17 protein-coding genes are annotated in these 15,695 nt (G+C 44.0%); all 17 read right to left on the reverse strand.

The genetic code is table 11. The features are described 5' to 3' along the window. Nucleotides 1-12: 12 nt before the first annotated feature. Nucleotides 13-900 (reverse strand): phosphate ABC transporter permease PstA, encoded by an 888-nt coding sequence (gene pstA / locus I2503_RS01295; protein WP_196090811.1) that lies wholly within the window; start codon nt 898-900, stop codon nt 13-15. Continuing rightward, on the reverse strand, nt 890-1,825 hold the full coding sequence (gene pstC / locus I2503_RS01300) for a phosphate ABC transporter permease subunit PstC (RefSeq protein ID WP_196090810.1): 936 nt from the start codon (nt 1,823-1,825) through the stop codon (nt 890-892). The genes pstA and pstC overlap by 11 nt, the downstream gene beginning before the upstream one ends. Then, nucleotides 1,822-2,721 carry a phosphate ABC transporter substrate-binding protein PstS family protein gene (locus tag I2503_RS01305; protein ID WP_196966785.1) on the reverse strand — a complete coding sequence of 300 codons (900 nt, stop codon included), beginning with the start codon at nt 2,719-2,721 and terminating at the stop codon, nt 1,822-1,824. Before I2503_RS01305 ends, pstC begins: the two co-directional genes overlap by 4 nt. Before the next feature lie 131 nt (nt 2,722-2,852). Next, the gene (gene pheT, locus I2503_RS01310; RefSeq protein WP_196090808.1) at nt 2,853-5,252 is read right to left on the reverse strand and encodes a phenylalanine--tRNA ligase subunit beta; all 2,400 of its coding nucleotides are present in this window, start codon (nt 5,250-5,252) and stop codon (nt 2,853-2,855) included. 10 nt (nt 5,253-5,262) lie between these two features. Further along, nucleotides 5,263-6,309 carry a phenylalanine--tRNA ligase subunit alpha gene (gene pheS / locus I2503_RS01315; protein ID WP_196090807.1) on the reverse strand — a complete coding sequence of 349 codons (1,047 nt, stop codon included), beginning with the start codon at nt 6,307-6,309 and terminating at the stop codon, nt 5,263-5,265. 285 nt (nt 6,310-6,594) lie between these two features. Then, on the reverse strand, nt 6,595-7,419 hold the full coding sequence (locus tag I2503_RS01320) for a DNA/RNA non-specific endonuclease (RefSeq protein WP_196090806.1): 825 nt from the start codon (nt 7,417-7,419) through the stop codon (nt 6,595-6,597). A gap of 9 nt (nt 7,420-7,428) precedes the next feature. Further along, entirely contained in the window at nt 7,429-7,611 is a 183-nt protein-coding gene (locus I2503_RS01325; protein WP_196090805.1) for a DNA-directed RNA polymerase subunit beta, read from the reverse strand. Beyond that, nucleotides 7,601-8,881 carry a UDP-N-acetylglucosamine 1-carboxyvinyltransferase gene (murA, locus tag I2503_RS01330; protein WP_196090804.1) on the reverse strand — a complete coding sequence of 427 codons (1,281 nt, stop codon included), beginning with the start codon at nt 8,879-8,881 and terminating at the stop codon, nt 7,601-7,603. Before murA ends, I2503_RS01325 begins: the two co-directional genes overlap by 11 nt. A 65-nt stretch (nt 8,882-8,946) precedes the next feature. Continuing rightward, complete coding sequence (locus tag I2503_RS01335; protein WP_196090803.1) at nt 8,947-9,177, reverse strand: DUF1146 family protein; 231 nt, start codon at nt 9,175-9,177, stop codon at nt 8,947-8,949. A 226-nt stretch (nt 9,178-9,403) separates the two neighbouring features. Beyond that, nucleotides 9,404-9,820, reverse strand: coding sequence for a F0F1 ATP synthase subunit epsilon (locus tag I2503_RS01340; protein ID WP_196090802.1), 417 nt, complete (start codon nt 9,818-9,820; stop codon nt 9,404-9,406). A gap of 9 nt (nt 9,821-9,829) precedes the next feature. Further along, nucleotides 9,830-11,236, reverse strand: coding sequence for a F0F1 ATP synthase subunit beta (atpD, locus tag I2503_RS01345; protein ID WP_196090801.1), 1,407 nt, complete (start codon nt 11,234-11,236; stop codon nt 9,830-9,832). A 23-nt stretch (nt 11,237-11,259) separates the two neighbouring features. Continuing rightward, a complete protein-coding gene (locus I2503_RS01350; protein WP_196966786.1) occupies nt 11,260-12,138 on the reverse strand; it encodes a F0F1 ATP synthase subunit gamma in 879 nt (292 codons plus the stop codon). 14 nt (nt 12,139-12,152) lie between these two features. Next, nucleotides 12,153-13,658: a F0F1 ATP synthase subunit alpha gene (gene atpA, locus I2503_RS01355; RefSeq protein ID WP_196090799.1), complete on the reverse strand. Its 1,506-nt coding sequence runs from the start codon at nt 13,656-13,658 to the stop codon at nt 12,153-12,155. A 15-nt stretch (nt 13,659-13,673) separates the two neighbouring features. Then, entirely contained in the window at nt 13,674-14,210 is a 537-nt protein-coding gene (locus I2503_RS01360; RefSeq protein WP_196090798.1) for a F0F1 ATP synthase subunit delta, read from the reverse strand. Then, nucleotides 14,210-14,704 (reverse strand): F0F1 ATP synthase subunit B, encoded by a 495-nt coding sequence (gene atpF / locus I2503_RS01365; RefSeq protein WP_196090797.1) that lies wholly within the window; start codon nt 14,702-14,704, stop codon nt 14,210-14,212. Before atpF ends, I2503_RS01360 begins: the two co-directional genes overlap by 1 nt. Before the next feature lie 15 nt (nt 14,705-14,719). Continuing rightward, on the reverse strand, nt 14,720-15,439 hold the full coding sequence (gene atpB / locus I2503_RS01370) for a F0F1 ATP synthase subunit A (protein ID WP_196090796.1): 720 nt from the start codon (nt 15,437-15,439) through the stop codon (nt 14,720-14,722). Between the two features lie 32 nt (nt 15,440-15,471). Beyond that, the gene (locus I2503_RS01375) at nt 15,472-15,669 is read right to left on the reverse strand and encodes a F0F1 ATP synthase subunit C (RefSeq protein ID WP_160332693.1); all 198 of its coding nucleotides are present in this window, start codon (nt 15,667-15,669) and stop codon (nt 15,472-15,474) included. Nucleotides 15,670-15,695: the final 26 nt, after the last annotated feature.

Here is a 15,695-nt window from a genome sequence, read left to right on the forward strand (position 1 = left end):
CCTTAAACCTCCTTAGGAAGCGGATGTCATCTTCTGATGAAGTTTTTTACCGAGGTAACGCGCACCAAGGTTGAAAATCAAGATAAAGATTAAAAGGACGGCAGCACTACCAGCAGAAACTTGCATGGCATCAGGAATAGTTCCCTCGCTGTTTACCTTCCAGATGTGAACGGCCAAGGTTTCTGCTTGACGGAAAATGGAAATCGGGCTGGTAACATCTAAGATGTTCCAATTTGACCAATCAAGCGCTGGAGCTGATTGCCCGGCAGTATAAATTAGAGCTGCCGCTTCACCAAAGATACGACCTGAAGCCAAGACAATACCCGTAACAATACCTGGAAGAGCTTCTGGAATAACCACGTGAACCACCGTTTCCCATCGGGATAAACCAAGAGCCAAACCTGCTTCCCGTTGGGTGTGGTGAACCGTCCGAAGACTGTCTTCTACGTTTCGTGTCATCATAGGCAAGTTGAAAACCGTCAAGGCCAGAGCACCAGAAATGATGGAAAACCCGTATTGGAATTGGATAACAAAAATCAAATAACCAAAGAGACCGACAACCACAGATGGTAGGGAGGAAAGGATCTCAATACAGGTCCGAATAAAGTTGGTAACAGGTCCCTTCTTAGCATACTCTGACAAGTAAATGCCTGCTCCCGTAGATAGAGGAAGAGAAATGAGCAGAGTAATGACTAACAAGAAAAACGAGTTAAAAAGTTGGATCCCAATCCCACCACCCGCTTCATAAGAAGACGAGCGACCAGTTAGGAAGTGCCAGTTAACGTGTGGTAAGCCCCGAACTAAAATAAATAGAAGAAGGGAGGTGAGAATGGCAACGATTATTCCTGCAATGGTATAGAGAATAGCTGTCGCCAATTTATTCATTTTCTTAGCGTTCATAGTTTCTCTTTCCTTCCCTAGTAATTAATTTGATGACCGAGTTAAAGGCCAAACTCATCATGAGGAGCACCAAAGCCAAGGACCAAAGAACATTATTTTGAACTGTACCCATAATGGTATTTCCGATTCCCATGGTCAAGACCGAAGTCAAGGTTGAAGCTGGTGTTGTGAGTGAGGTGGGCATGACAGCAGAGTTTCCGACAACCATCTGAATCGCCAAAGCCTCACCAAAGGCCCGCGCCATTCCAAAGACAACCGCTGTAAAAATCCCTGGACGAGCTGCATTCAAAACCACCCGCCAGATTGTTTGCCAACGAGTCGCCCCCATCGCCAAGCTAGCCTCTTTATAGTGGCGTGGAACAGCCTTCAAACTATCGACAGTCATGAAGGTCACAGTTGGCAGAATCATAACGAATAGGACAAAGACCCCAGATAAAATCCCGAATCCTGTACCACCAGCAATGCTTCGAACAAATGGTACAACCACCTGCAAACCAATGAAACCATACACAACAGATGGGATTCCGACCAACAATTCAATTGCTGGCTGAAGGATTTTAGCTCCGTACTTTGGAGAAATCTCCGTCATAAAGATGGCTGCTCCGATTGCAAACGGAGTTGCAAGCAAAGCGGATAAAATCGTTACAATAAAGGAACCCGTAATCATTGGAAGAGCTCCCATGTAAGGCTGACCATTGGCATCCTTGACACTTGGCTGCCATTCAGTCCCCGTTAAGAAGGAAATGGGATTAATTCCATCCACAAAGAAGGTTGACAACCCTTTCTGAGCAACAAAAATCAAAATCATAGCCACTACCAAGACGATTAGAGATAGACACATAAAGGTAATGGTCTTCCCAAATTTTTCTAACTTGGAATTCTTGGAAGGGGATAGTAGTTTCTTTTCTAATTCAGATGATTTCACTTCTCTTCTCCCTTGCTATTTTGGCTAGTCGACTTGGCAGTGACATTACCGTCAGCATCTTTCTCGACTTCCATATCATCAATTGGGATGTAACCCATGCTCTTGACGATACCTTCTTGAACTTCTTCTGACACCATATAGTCCAAAAATTCCTGAGTCAATTCATCCTTGTCTTTCTTGGTATACATGTGTTCATAGGACCAGATTGGCCACTTATTGGTAGCAACATTCTCCGCAGTTGCTGCAGCTCCGTCCAGTTTTAATTGTTTCACGGAGTCATCCACATAAGAAAAGGCAAGATACGAAATCGCTCCTGGTGTTTGGGAAACAATGGATTTCACCATCCCATTGGAATCTTGTTCCTGACTCTTCTTAGCAGTGATCCCATCCATAACCACCTTATCAAAGGTAGAACGAGAACCAGAACCAACCGCTCGGTTGATAATCGTCACTTCCAAGTCTGGACCACCAACTTCTTTCCAGTTTTTAATCTTACCGGCAAAGACGTCTCGTAACTGATCCAGCGTTAGATTGTCAAGGCTGACTTCCTTGTTGGCAATGACAGCCAAACCCGCAACCGCAACTTGGTGATCGGTTAACTTATCCGCCTCAATTCCGTCCTTCTCTTCTGCAAACACGTCGCTATTCCCAATTTGAACAGCACCAGATTGCACCTGAGAAAGACCTGTACCAGACCCACCACCTTGAACATTGATGGTTTTTCCTAAATGTTGGGCAGAAAATTCATCGGATGCAGCTTCAACCAAGGGTTGCAAGGCTGTAGAGCCCACAGCTGTAATGGATTCGCCCTTATCAATCCATGCTGCACAGGCTGATAGGGACAGAGCTGTCATCCCTAAAATAGAGATGCTCAGTAGTTTTTTACCAAAGCTCATAGTTTTTTCCTTTAATTAAATTTGGGGGTGGCTTTCCAACCTTTTGGTTCCCCTTTCTCACTATACCATAAAGCGCGAAAGGTTCCATTAAAATTGCCCAAAAAACCACCAAATAAAACATATTTTTTCGATTAACGAATTTCAGCTCCAAGTTCTGACTCCAAGGCCTTTTGAATTTTATCCATATAGCGCACAACTTCCTCATCTTCCAAGGTAGCTTCTGAATTTTGGAAGGTTAAACTATAGGCCATGGATTTCTGATCCTCACTCAATGGAAGTCCTTGATAGACATCGAAGAGATGGATTCCTTTCAATCGTTTCAAGTTTAAAGATGAAAGGACATCGAGAATCGCTTGATGCTGAACATCTTCATGAACCAAAAGGGCAATGTCCCGTGTTACGGAAGGGAATTTACTGATATCCTGGAAGACAGCTTGTTCAGGCAATAATCCTTCAATCAACGACAAATTAACTTCTGCAACATAGACTTCTGATAAATCGTAGTCCTTGGCTAGAGCAGGATGGACTTGACCAAGGAAACCAATAGTCTGATCCCCGACCACAAGCAGGGCAGTTCGTACAGGATGACTACCTGGAAGATCACCAATGGCCTGATAGGTGACCTCTAAGCCCAAACGATCAAAGAGCACTTCTAACATACCCTTAACCGTAAAGAAATCAACTGCCTGGGCCTGTGTTTGAAAATCTTTTTCTGTTAACGAACCAGTTAAAGCCAAGGCTAAGACAGTATCTTCCTGTGGCAGTTGCTTTTCTTCAACATGTTTGAAAATCTTACCAATCTCATAAAGCGCTAGGTTTGACTGACGACGCGCCTGATTATAGTGAAGAGTTTCTAACAGACTGGAAACCATGCTTTGACGAAGAACACTGCGCTCGACACTCATGGGCCACATCAATTCAATCAGTGAAGATTGATTTTTCCTAAATAATTGGGCTTTTTCTGGTGTCGTTAAGGTATAGGTGATGACTTCTGTTAAACCAACACCTTCCATGGTATCTTGAACCTTGCGGCGCAGAGCTTGCATTTTGGTCAATTCACCTGCAGTTCCTTGACCTCCAGGGAGGGATGACGGAAGCCGGTCATAGCCATAGATTCGAGCAATTTCTTCATTCAAATCGGCAGGAATGGTAATATCCCAGCGACGTTTTGGCACCGAAACTTGAAAGGCTGTCGCATCTCCACTCAGACCAAAATCTAAGCGACGGAAAATATCCTCAATCGCTGCGAAATCCAAATCTGTTCCCAGGACACGATTCACAGAAGTTAGATCAGTCGCAACCGTTACCGGCTCAGCATCAACCTGCCCAGCTTCCACACGTCCTGCTAAGACTTCAGCTCCAGCAAGTTCGACCAAGAGACTGGCTGCATAATCCAAAGCCTCCGAAACCGTCTCAACGTTAATCCCTTTTTCAAAACGGGCAGATGCCTCACTACGTAAGTTCAAACGTCCACTTGTCTTACGGATAGAAGTTCCATCAAAAACAGCGGCTTCCAACACAACTCGAGTAGATTGATCACGAATCTCTGTAGCTTCTCCCCCCATAACGCCTGCTAGAGCAACAGGTTCGTCCGCAACTGTGATCACCAAATCAGTCGCTTCTAGGTTGCGATCCACACCATCCAAGGTACGGAATTTTTCTCCTGCACGAGCCTCACGCACCACAATTTTAGAATCCTTGAAGGTATCCAAGTCAAAAGCGTGAAGCGGTTGACCATATTCTAACAAGACCAAGTTGGTCACGTCGACAACGTTATTAATCGGTCTGATGCCAGCGTTCATTAAGCGGTTTTGCAACCATTGAGGACTAGGTCCCACTTGAACCTTCTCCAACACACGCGCTTGGTAAGTTGACGCTTTATCGGATTCAATCGCTACTTCTAACAATTCAGAGGCAGATTTAGAATTTTCTTCTAAGACAACCGGCTTTAAGGTCAAGTTGCTATCGTAAATAGCCGCAACTTCATAGGCTACTCCTCGCATGGAAAGTGCATCTGCTCGATTCGGGGTAATGGACAATTCAATGATGTGATCATCCATATCCAAATATGGAAAGACTGAATCCCCAGGCACAGCATCCTCCGGAAGGACCTGAATCCCATCCGTATATTCCTTCGGAATAATGGACTCTGGTAAGCCTAGCTCTTCAAGGGAACAAATCATCCCCAAGGATTCCATCCCACGGATTTTACCTTTTTTAATTTTATAGTTGTCAGCGATGCGAGCTCCTGGTAAGGCTACAATAACCTTTTGACCAGCAGCTATATTCGGTGCACCACAAACAATTTGACGCGGTGCTTCATCGCCCGTGTCCACTTGACAGAGATGTAGATGCGTATCTGGTACAGCCTCTTCCGTTAGAACATGACCGACAACAATTTTGGACAAGCCATCTGCTGGCGAAGCAACTCCCTCAACCTCGATACCTGTCGTAGACATTTTTTCGGCTAGCTCAGCTACCGGAGCATCCAACTCAACTAATTCTTTTAACCACTTATAACTTACTAACACTTCATACTCCTTACTTGAACTGCTCTGAGAAGCGCTGGTCGCCTAGATAGAAACCACGAATATCATTGATTCCGTATCGCAACATAGCGATACGCTCTTGTCCCAAACCAAAGGCAAAACCAGAATAGCGACTTGGGTCAATGCCACTCATTTCGAGGACGCTCGGATGCACCATACCAGCTCCAAGAATTTCAATCCAACCGGTTTGTTTGCAGACATTGCAGCCTTGTCCACCACACTTGAAGCAAGATACATCCACTTCTACTGATGGTTCAGTGAATGGGAAATAGGAAGGGCGTAGGCGGATTTTTCGATCCTGTCCAAACATTTTTTGTAGGATTAATTCCAAGGTTCCCTTCAAGTCAGCCATGGAAATCTCCTCACCAACAACCAGACCTTCGATCTGATGGAACTGGTGACTGTGGGTAGCATCATCCGTATCCCGACGGTACACACGTCCAGGAGAAATCATCTTTAACGGACCTTGACTAAAATCATGGGTTTCCATGGTTCGTGCTTGAACAGGACTAGTATGAGTTCGCAGTAAAACTTCCTCTGTAACGTAGAAAGTATCTTGCATATCTCGTGCAGGGTGATCCTTAGGAAGGTTCATTCGTTCAAAATTGTAATGGTCAGATTCTACCTCGAAGCCATCTACAATTTGGTAACCCATTCCTAGGAAGATATCTTCAATTTCTTGGCTGACTTGTGTCAAGACATGGCGGTGTCCTCGCTTGACCTGACGTCCTGGTAGGGTAACATCAATCCGTTCAGCTTCTAACTGCTTCGCGATACGATCCGCTTCTAAATCTTTTGCTGCTTGATCAAAAGCCTGATTCAAGACATCCCGCGCTTCGTTGACATGCTTTCCTATTACGGGGCGCATCTCAGCTGACAGATCTTTCATTCCTTTCAAGATCTCTGTTAATGAACCTTTTTTCCCCAATACAGAGACCCGCAGTTGTGTCAAATCCTCGTCCAAATCGGTATTAATACTTTCAAGACTAGACAGAGTTTCTGAAACTAGCTTGGACAATTTTTCTTCAATTGCTTCCATTTTTCCTCCATAAAAAAAGCGCGTGCAAGCTCTCAAAATCGGAGCGTTGACACGCGGTACCATCCGTCTTTTATCCCCAAGGGGACCTCGTTTGCGTTGTTCACAAGTGGGTGAATTCACCAAACTTCCCCCGAGCAGACTCTCAGTCACGATCTGCCTCCCTGTTCAGCTTCCATTTAGCTACTAGTCCCACGAACAAGTATTCAATTCTAAACTAAGTCTATCAAAATTCGTCGCCTTTGACAAGCCAGTCAGAGAAAGATTCTCAAATTTTAAAGACCATTTCTACTGGTCGAGAAAGACCTGACCTGTCCGGTAATCCAAACGAATCCCCTCTTGTACATTAGGAATGAAGACATTAAATTCTAGGCTTCCATCACTAGACTTTGCTTCTAGATGTGAGCCCGACGGAACCAAGTCCCACTGACTATTGTATATCACTTCTACACGATAGCGGACGCGTTTGTTCTGATCCAGGGCTTTTCGAACTTGGGTTTCATAGTAGTTCTGACCACGTCCGTCAACAGAGCTAGATTGATTGGCCCAGGCTGTTTGGACAGCAATATTTGCTGGATTACTGGTAGACGCATCGAATCCTTTTAGACCTCCTACCAGTGCGTAGGCCAATAAATGCCCCCGATCTACGGCATGGTTGTATTCTCCATTCAAGCGTAGTTGGTGCCAGCCAGCAGGAGTCCAAGAAGTCGAACCGTTTCCAGTTTCTTCGCGACTCTTGTATTGTCGCGTTGACTTGGCTAAGAGAGCGTTAGCAAGTGTTGGCACGACTTGGCCATCAACTTCTTTCGTCTGATTGGTAGCATAGGGTTGACTAGCCACGTCTGCATTCAAATCGGTCTGATTATTATTCACTTCAAAAGATCCCGCCCCCGTCCAGGTCATGTCTCCCTTAATTTGCGCACGCACAGAGTCTGTTAATACAGATTCTGCTAACTCTTGGTTAGGAGCTTGACTATTATTGACGCGAGTCTCTTGATTGGAAGGCGCTTGCCCTGTGGATTGATCTGTGACATAATAACTAGCCACCGCTAGGACCAAACTAACCAGTAGTCCTAGAGTGCTGACCGCCTGCTTTTGCTTCTTTTTAGCCATCTTTCATCCTTACTTAAATTTCTCCAATAGTTCCGACCATGTTGCTGGGTATAAAATTTCGAGGGGGTTCTTCCCTTCTCCCAAGACAGAGTAACCAAAAACTAATCCAACTGCAAATACAAGAAGAGTTAGAAGGAGAAAACCAAGAATCATCAACCATTGTTTACGGAAACGACTCCAATTACTCTCCATGAACTCCTCCAATCCGTTCGACCTGGGCACCTAGCGAGGCCAACTTACGATCAAACTGGTAATAACCACGATCTAAATGACTTAGTTTTCCAACACGGGTCTCACCTTCTGCCACCAAACCTGCTAGGATAAGAGCAGCACTAGCCCGTAAGTCTGTCGACATCACTTCTGCACCTTGCAGTTTTTGACCTCCAGTAATCAAGGCTGTATCACGAAGGATATCTGAATGCAGATTCATTCGACGCATTTCTTCTAAGTGTTGGAAACGATTTTCAAAGACCGTTTCAATCATGGTGGACTCTCCCTTTGCAACCGCCATTAGGGCTGTAAATTGCGCCTGCATATCCGTTGGAAAACCTGGGTGTGGTTGGGTTTTTACAGTCACTGGTTTTAAGTTTTCGATAGAAGAACGGATGCGAATGCCCCCTTCCTCCTCTGTAACTTCAACCCCCATCTCTTGCATTTTAGCCAGTAAAGGACGATTGTGTTCCCAAATAGCATCTTCAATCAAGACGTCACCACCAGTCATTGCTGCAGCCACCATAAAGGTTCCCGCTTCAATTCGGTCTTGGACCACAGCATGATCCACACCGTGTAAGGCCTCCACACCGTGAATGACCAAGGTCTCAGTACCAGCACCGCGTACATCTGCCCCCATTGCATTTAGGAGCAACGCTAGGTCCACAATCTCAGGCTCTCGAGCCGCATTTTCAATTGTAGTCACCCCTTCAGCCAAGGTAGCAGCCATCATAATATTTTGTGTCGCACCTACACTTGGAAAGTCCAGATAGATGTTGGCACCTTTAAGTCTGCTTGCTGTAGCCTCAATATATCCAGCTTCCTGATGGATTTGGGCTCCCATCGCTTCAAGTCCCTTCAAATGCAAGTCGATCGGCCGACTACCAATGGTACAACCACCAGGCATGGATACCTTAGCAAAACCATTGCGCGCCAAAATTGGCCCCAAAACAACAATGGAAGCCCGCATCTGGCTCACATATTCGTAGGGAGCCTCACTTAAAATTGTCCCCTCCGCATCCACAGTCACTTGATTGTGTTCCTGATCAAAGTCCACATCAATATCCAAACCTGAAATGACTTGATTCATAGTGAAGACGTCTGATAAGATTGGGACATTGGTTAGCTTTGTTTTTCCTTCTGACGCTAGAATTGTTGCAGCCAGTAGTGGTAAAACAGCATTCTTGGCTCCCTCAATCTTTACCGTTCCGGTTAAACGATTATTTCCACCTTTTATAACAATTTGATCCATTATTTCTACTCCAAAAAATCATTTTGACTTTATTCTATCACATTCTAGATGCAGATGCTAAAAGTCTACTCGACTAAAGAACGGAGAGTTTGACTAAATTGTATGAGGCTGAGAAAAAAGGTTGATACTAAAAATCCGAGGGCAATACTAAAAATAAGATGAAGCAACTGGGCTTGGCGTGTATTTTCTGGCGTAATTCTCAAAAATTTATCCCATGCCACTACATTTCCAAGTAAACGATGGACCACATAAATAAAAAGCAAATGACTGCATACAGCTAAAATTTGAATATTCATGACTCCATTGTAACATAGTCTGGACAAGAAAAAACAAGGACTCAAAAGATCCTTGTTTCTCTGTTATCCTCTTTTAGTTTATCTTTTATTACTGTGTTAGCTTGTCTTGCCATACTTATTTGAAACTTTCTTCGAAAGTTGTATCGGCAAGCTCAAAATCTCCCCCAGAGATTTTGAGCTGTCTACGACTCGCTGCCTTGTACTAAAAGTAAACTAAAAGACTCTATTATTTATTTCCCACATTGATTCGGTTAATGGCCCGTTGCAAGGCAATTCGTGCCCGTTGTTCTTGGTCAATAGAATGTTCAGACAGTGCTTGTTCCAAAGCAGCTTCTGCCCGTTTTTTAGCTCTTTCTGCTCGACTGACATCAATATCCCGTTCACGTTCTGCAGAATCTGCAATAATCGTAATCGTATCGTCAGCTACTTCAATGACTCCTCCATTAACCGCTACCCAATCAACATGTTCTTCATCATCAACTCGGCGAACCTTTAGTTCATCCACCGCCAAAACGGCTAATAGATTGGTATGACCTGGAAGAATTCCAAGCTCCCCTTCGGTGGTTCGAGCCATGACAAATTGAGCATGGTGCTGATAGATCATTCCATGAGGAGTTACAATTTGTACAGTCATCTGGCTCATAAGTCACCTCTAAAAGTTCATTTTTTCTGCCTTAGCAATTACATCTTCAATGGAACCAACACCACGGAAGGCATCTTCTGGAAGGTGATCGTATTTTCCATTTAGGATATCTTTAAAGCCACGGACAGTTTCTGCAACTGGCACATACGATCCTGGTTGACCTGTAAATTGTTCCGCAACGTTAAAGTTTTGAGAAAGGAAGAACTGAATACGACGTGCCCGCGCAACCAGAGTCTTCTCTTCATCGGATAACTCATCCATACCAAGAATGGCAATGATATCTTGCAACTCGTTATAGCGTTGAAGTACACGTTTCACTTCAGAAGCTACTTCGTAGTGTTCTTGCCCGACAATTTCTGGTGCCAAGGCTCGTGAACTGGATGCCAATGGATCTACCGCTGGGTAAATTCCCAATTGCACCAATTTACGCTCCAAGTTGGTGGTGGAGTCCAAGTGGGCGAAGGCCGTTGCAGGGGCTGGATCGGTGTAGTCATCTGCTGGAACATAGATCGCTTGAATAGATGTTACAGAACCTTTTTGTGTTGACGTAATCCGTTCTTGCAATTGTCCCATCTCAGTCGCCAAGGTTGGTTGGTAACCTACGGCAGACGGCATCCGTCCTAGAAGGGCAGAAACCTCTGAACCGGCTTGGGTGAAGCGGAAGATATTATCAATGAAGAGCAATACGTCTTGCCCCTCTACATCCCGGAAGTATTCTGCAATTGTCAAACCTGTTAGGGCAACACGCATCCGTGCCCCAGGTGGCTCATTCATCTGACCAAATACCATGGCTGTTTTTTCAATAACGCCAGACTCCTTCATTTCCCAATAAAGGTCATTTCCTTCACGGGTCCGCTCACCAACACCTGTAAAGACGGAAATTCCTCCGTGTTCTTGAGCGATGTTGTGAATCAATTCTTGAATCAAAACAGTTTTACCAACACCGGCACCACCAAAGAGTCCAACTTTCCCTCCTTTTAGATAGGGAGCCAAGAGATCAATAACCTTGATTCCTGTTTCCAAAATCTCAGTAGAAGTGGACAATTCGTCAAAGCTTGGTGCTTTTTTATGGATAGGCTGACGATCAATCTGATCCTCGATAGGTTGGTCCAAATCAATGGTCTCTCCTAACACATTGAATACCCGTCCAAGTGTTTCTTTCCCGACTGGAACCGAAATTGGTCGACCTGTATCCAGAACTTCTTGACCACGTTTTAAACCATCTGTTGATTCCATTGCGATAGTGCGAACAACCCCATCGCCCAACTCAAGAGCAACTTCGAGGACAATTTTCCCTGCCTGTTCGCCATCCTTGTAGACTACTAAGGCATTGTTAATTTCTGGTAATGGTGCATCCGTTGGAAAGACTACGTCCACAACGGGTCCAATTACCTGAGCAATCTTACCTGTGCTCATGTCTTTCTCCTTTTCTTCTATCGTTACTCTAAGGCACTTGCCCCGGCAACGATTTCTGTAATTTCTTGTGTAATAGCTGCTTGTCGCGCGCGATTGTATTGAATGGTTAATTCAGAAATAACCTTTTTGGCATTATCTGTTGCTGTCTGCATGGCGGTCATACCCGCTGCATTTTCAGCCGTTTTCGCATCAATAATAGCTCCATAAATCATACTTTCTGCATATTGTGGCAACAGTTGATTTAAAAGTGCTTCTTTTCCAGGCTCTAAATCAAATTCCTTGGCATAACCTGTTTTAGCTTCATTTGGGTCCAAATCAACAATCGGCAACATCTGCTCAACCCGCATTTGACTGGTTAAGGAATTGACGTGATGATTGTAGCAGACGTACAATTCATCAAACAATTCAGCTTGATACATGCCCACAGCCTTGTTGATGATTTTTTGAACCTCATCAAAACTTGGCTGATCCGCCAAACCACGAAGTTCATAGATCGGTTCTATACCACGGGCTTTAAAGAAGTCTGTTCCCATTCCACCAATGGAAATAATGGAATAAGAGTCCGGATCTTCGTGGTATTCCTTAATTAAATCCATCACTGCCTTAAGAACAGTTGAGTTGTAGCCTCCAACCAAACCACGGTCAGAAGTAATCACAATATAACCGGTCTTCTTAACTGGACGACTGAGGAGCATTGGGTTACTACTTCCCGACACTAATTCAGAATCCAACAAATCCGTGAGGAGCTGACGAACCCGCTTAGCATAAACTTGGAAATCCTTAGCGGCTTGCTCGGACTTTCCTAGTTTTGCAGCCGAAACCATTTGCATGGCATTGGTAATTTGACTCGTATTTTTAGTCGATGCGATTTTGGTTTTAATTTCATTTAAAGAAACGGCCATTTCTTACCCCTTTCTTATTTGAAATTCGCGTGATCCTTAAATTCTTGAATGGCTGCATCCAACACTTCTTCTTTTGGAAGGTCCTTGGTCATACGGATACCTTCAAAAATCTCAGGATGTTTAGCATCGAAATAATCATAAAGTTCGGCTTCGAATCGAATAATCTTATCCACTGGGATATCATCCAAGAATCCATGCGTCAAGGCATAGAGAATCACGACTTGTTTTTCAACAGGCAATGGCTTATGAACCGGTTGTTTTAAGACTTCGATCGTCCGACGACCACGATTCAATCGAGCCTGAGTTGCTGCATCCAAGTCACTACCAAATTTGGTAAAGGCTTCCAGCTCACGGTAGGCTGCCAAGTCAATCCGAAGCGTACCAGCAACTTTTTTCATAGCCTTAATCTGCGCGGAACCTCCGACCCGTGATACTGAGGAACCCGCATCGATAGCTGGACGAACCCCAGAGTTAAAGAGGGAATCATCCAAGAAGATTTGACCATCTGTAATCGAAATCACATTGGTCGCAATATAGGCTGAGATATCTCCTGCTTGGGTTTCGATAAATGGAAGGGCTGTAATAGATCCACCTCCAAGCTCATCTGAAACCTTAGCAGACCGTTCCAAAAGACGGCTATGGAGATAGAAGACATCTCCAGGAAAGGCCTCACGTCCAGGTGGACGACGAAGCAAGAGGGAGAGTTCACGGTAAGCCACAGCTTGTTTTGACAAGTCATCATAAACAATCAACACATGTTTGCCTTGATACATAAACTCTTCAGCCATCGCAACACCGGCATACGGTGCCAAGAAAAGCAATGGGGAAGGTTGTGAAGCCGATGCAGATACCACAATTGTATAATCCAGTGCCCCATGTTTCCGCAAGGTTTCAACTTGTGTACGAACCGTTGATTCCTTTTGTCCAATGGCTACATAGATACAGATCATATCTTGACCCTTTTGGTTCAAGATAGCATCGATGGCAATGGTTGTTTTACCCGTTTGACGGTCTCCAATGACCAATTCCCGCTGACCACGCCCGATTGGAACAAGAGCATCAATGGCCTTCAAGCCTGTTTGAAGGGGCTCAGACACGGATTTACGTTCCATAACTCCAGGTGCCGGTGCTTCTACTGGACGAGTTCCGGTCGTTTCGATTGAGCCTAATCCATCAATTGGACGTCCCAAGGGATCTACGACACGTCCAATCAAGGCTTCTCCAACTGGAACTTCCATGATTTTTCCGGTACGACGAACGGTGTCCCCTTCACGAATATCTGTAAATTCACCAAGAATGATGATTCCGACATCCTTGGTTTCCAGGTTTTGAGCCATCCCATAGGAGCCATTTTCAAAGATGAGCAACTCACCGCTCATAGCCTGATTTAGACCATGGGCGCGTGCAATTCCGTCACCGATGTAGGTTACAACTCCTGTTTCGGCCACATCAAAATCTGGTTGAAAATTGTCGATTTGTTGCTTAATTAAAGCGCTAATTTCTTGTGCTTGAATCGCCAACGCTCACACCACTTTCTATTTCATTTTTTCTTTCATTGTTTGCAATTGGCGTCGAATACTTACATCCATTTGCTTATGATTAGCCGTAATGACAAAGCCACCAATCAAATCACGATTAATGACTTGGTTTAGTTTTCGTACACCAAGTCCCATTTTTACTTGAACAAGCGGCAGCAATCTTCCGATTTGTTCTTCTGATAAAGCATAGGCCGACTCTAGGGTAACCTCAAAAGAATTGGTCTCCACTTCTAGTCGGCTTAGACTTTCTTTTAAAATAGCTTCAAGCAATTCCTCCCGTTGATTTTGCATCAAAACTCTGAGGAGGTTATCCAGTAATTCAGAACCCGTTGGCAAAATTTTATGGAAGATTTCAGCCTTCTGCACTTTGGGAACAGCGATATTTGTTAAAAAATTTGTAAGGTCTGTCTCTCGCAAGAGTTCCAAAAGTTGGTCTATAACAGGAAAAACTTCTTGACTTTGATTTTTTTCAATCACTAATTGGACAAAGGGACTTGCATAGCTGTCTACCAAGATCATTTCTTTCTTGTCCATTAGCTTTCTCCTAATTGTTTAATGTACTGATCAATCAATTCTGAATGAGCTTCTTGATTCAACTCTTTTCCTAAAATCTTAGAAGTTAGATCCACAGTTAAATCTGCTACTTCTTGTTTGATTCCAGCAAGTGCTTCTGCCCGTTCCTGAGCAATCTCCTGACCTGCATTTTCTTTCAACCGCTGTACCTGGTCCTTTGTTTCAGCCAGCAGTTGATTTTTTTGATGCTCAGCATTTTCTTTTGCAGTAGCGAGGATAGCTGCTGCTTCTTCTTTTGTACCGGATAACTGCTCCTGCCGTTCTTGCAGCAAGGCTTCCGCCTGATGTTTAGCCGCTTCCGCTTGATCAATATCCGAACTAATCTTGTCAGAGCGTTCATCTAGTACTGTTTCCACACGATTCCAAACATATTTTTTAATAAGTAGGAGGACCGCTATAAAAGAGCCAGTTACTAGAATAAAGTTACCAATTAACTGTCCTAATGTAATTTCCATAGTCTATCTCCTTTCTTATTCTTCCTCATCTACAATTTTCTTCCCTAGATAGCTTGAGGACAACATGGTAAAGACAAAGGCTTGCATCCCAGAAATAAAGAGAGAGAAGGCAGTCCATGCCATATTGAGGCCAAATGCGAATGGAAAGGCAATCAAATAGGCTCCTATTAATTGTGTCAATAATGATACAATTACCTCACCTGAAAAAATATTTCCATACAAACGAAGGCCTAAAGAAAGAAAATTTGTGATTTCTTCTAGGATATTCATCGGAGTCATTGCCACAGGTGTTACAAACCCCTTCAAATACCCCTTTAATCCACGACGTCGAATTCCTTCCACTTGAATAAAGACGGTTACCAAGAAAGACAAACACAAGTCATAAACTAGATTTGCTGTTGGTGAGGTCCACAAATTAAAGTGTTCAGGTGGAAGCGTTTCAATTTTTGTAGCCAAACCAATAGAGTTAGCGACAAACAAGAATAGGAAAAGACTAAAGAAAATGGGCAGGTAGGCCTTTACATTGGAAGCACCAAGATTATTCTGAATCACTCCAGTAACAAAATCAATCAGGGCTTCCAGGGCACTTTGCTTACGATTCGGACGAACATTTAAGTCCCGACTCAACCAATAAACAAAGCCAAATACCAACGCTACCGTCAAGAGAGACATGGCCAACAAGGTTAAATCAAAAACAATCGGTCCGATTGTAATTGATGGTGAATGTGATTCCACGGGTCTCTCACCTCAATTCTATCAGTGCAATCTTACAAGATGAAAGCCATCGCAAGAAGGACGAAGAAGGTACCCTCGATAAAGGCAATCCCCATCAACATGCTTGTTTGCAACTTGTTATAAAGCTCCGGTTGACGAGCAGCTGAACGAAGGAAGCTAGAAACCAACAAACCTTCACCGATACTTACACCCATAACGGCCAAACCTAGGGCCAAAATTGATAAATTCATTTCGAATTCTCCTTTTATTTTTTGTT

This window comes from Streptococcus sp. NLN64, from assembly GCF_015831295.1.
In the GTDB taxonomy this organism is placed as follows: domain Bacteria; phylum Bacillota; class Bacilli; order Lactobacillales; family Streptococcaceae; genus Streptococcus.

Bases quoted from the DNA above. Each gene is read 5' to 3' on its own strand.
- pstA (WP_196090811.1), bottom strand. From the start codon at position 900: ATGAACGCTAAGAAAATGAATAAATTGGCGACAGCTATTCTCTATACC.
- I2503_RS01305 (WP_196966785.1), bottom strand. From the start codon at position 2,721: ATGAGCTTTGGTAAAAAACTACTGAGCATCTCTATTTTAGGGATGACA.
- pheS (WP_196090807.1), bottom strand. From the start codon at position 6,309: ATGGAAGCAATTGAAGAAAAATTGTCCAAGCTAGTTTCAGAAACTCTG.
- I2503_RS01320 (WP_196090806.1), bottom strand. From the start codon at position 7,419: ATGGCTAAAAAGAAGCAAAAGCAGGCGGTCAGCACTCTAGGACTACTG.
- I2503_RS01325 (WP_196090805.1), bottom strand. From the start codon at position 7,611: ATGGAGAGTAATTGGAGTCGTTTCCGTAAACAATGGTTGATGATTCTT.
- murA (WP_196090804.1), bottom strand. From the start codon at position 8,881: ATGGATCAAATTGTTATAAAAGGTGGAAATAATCGTTTAACCGGAACG.
- I2503_RS01335 (WP_196090803.1), bottom strand. From the start codon at position 9,177: ATGAATATTCAAATTTTAGCTGTATGCAGTCATTTGCTTTTTATTTAT.
- I2503_RS01340 (WP_196090802.1), bottom strand. From the start codon at position 9,820: ATGAGCCAGATGACTGTACAAATTGTAACTCCTCATGGAATGATCTAT.
- atpD (WP_196090801.1), bottom strand. From the start codon at position 11,236: ATGAGCACAGGTAAGATTGCTCAGGTAATTGGACCCGTTGTGGACGTA.
- I2503_RS01350 (WP_196966786.1), bottom strand. From the start codon at position 12,138: ATGGCCGTTTCTTTAAATGAAATTAAAACCAAAATCGCATCGACTAAA.
- I2503_RS01360 (WP_196090798.1), bottom strand. From the start codon at position 14,210: ATGGACAAGAAAGAAATGATCTTGGTAGACAGCTATGCAAGTCCCTTT.
- atpF (WP_196090797.1), bottom strand. From the start codon at position 14,704: ATGGAAATTACATTAGGACAGTTAATTGGTAACTTTATTCTAGTAACT.
- I2503_RS01375 (WP_160332693.1), bottom strand. From the start codon at position 15,669: ATGAATTTATCAATTTTGGCCCTAGGTTTGGCCGTTATGGGTGTAAGT.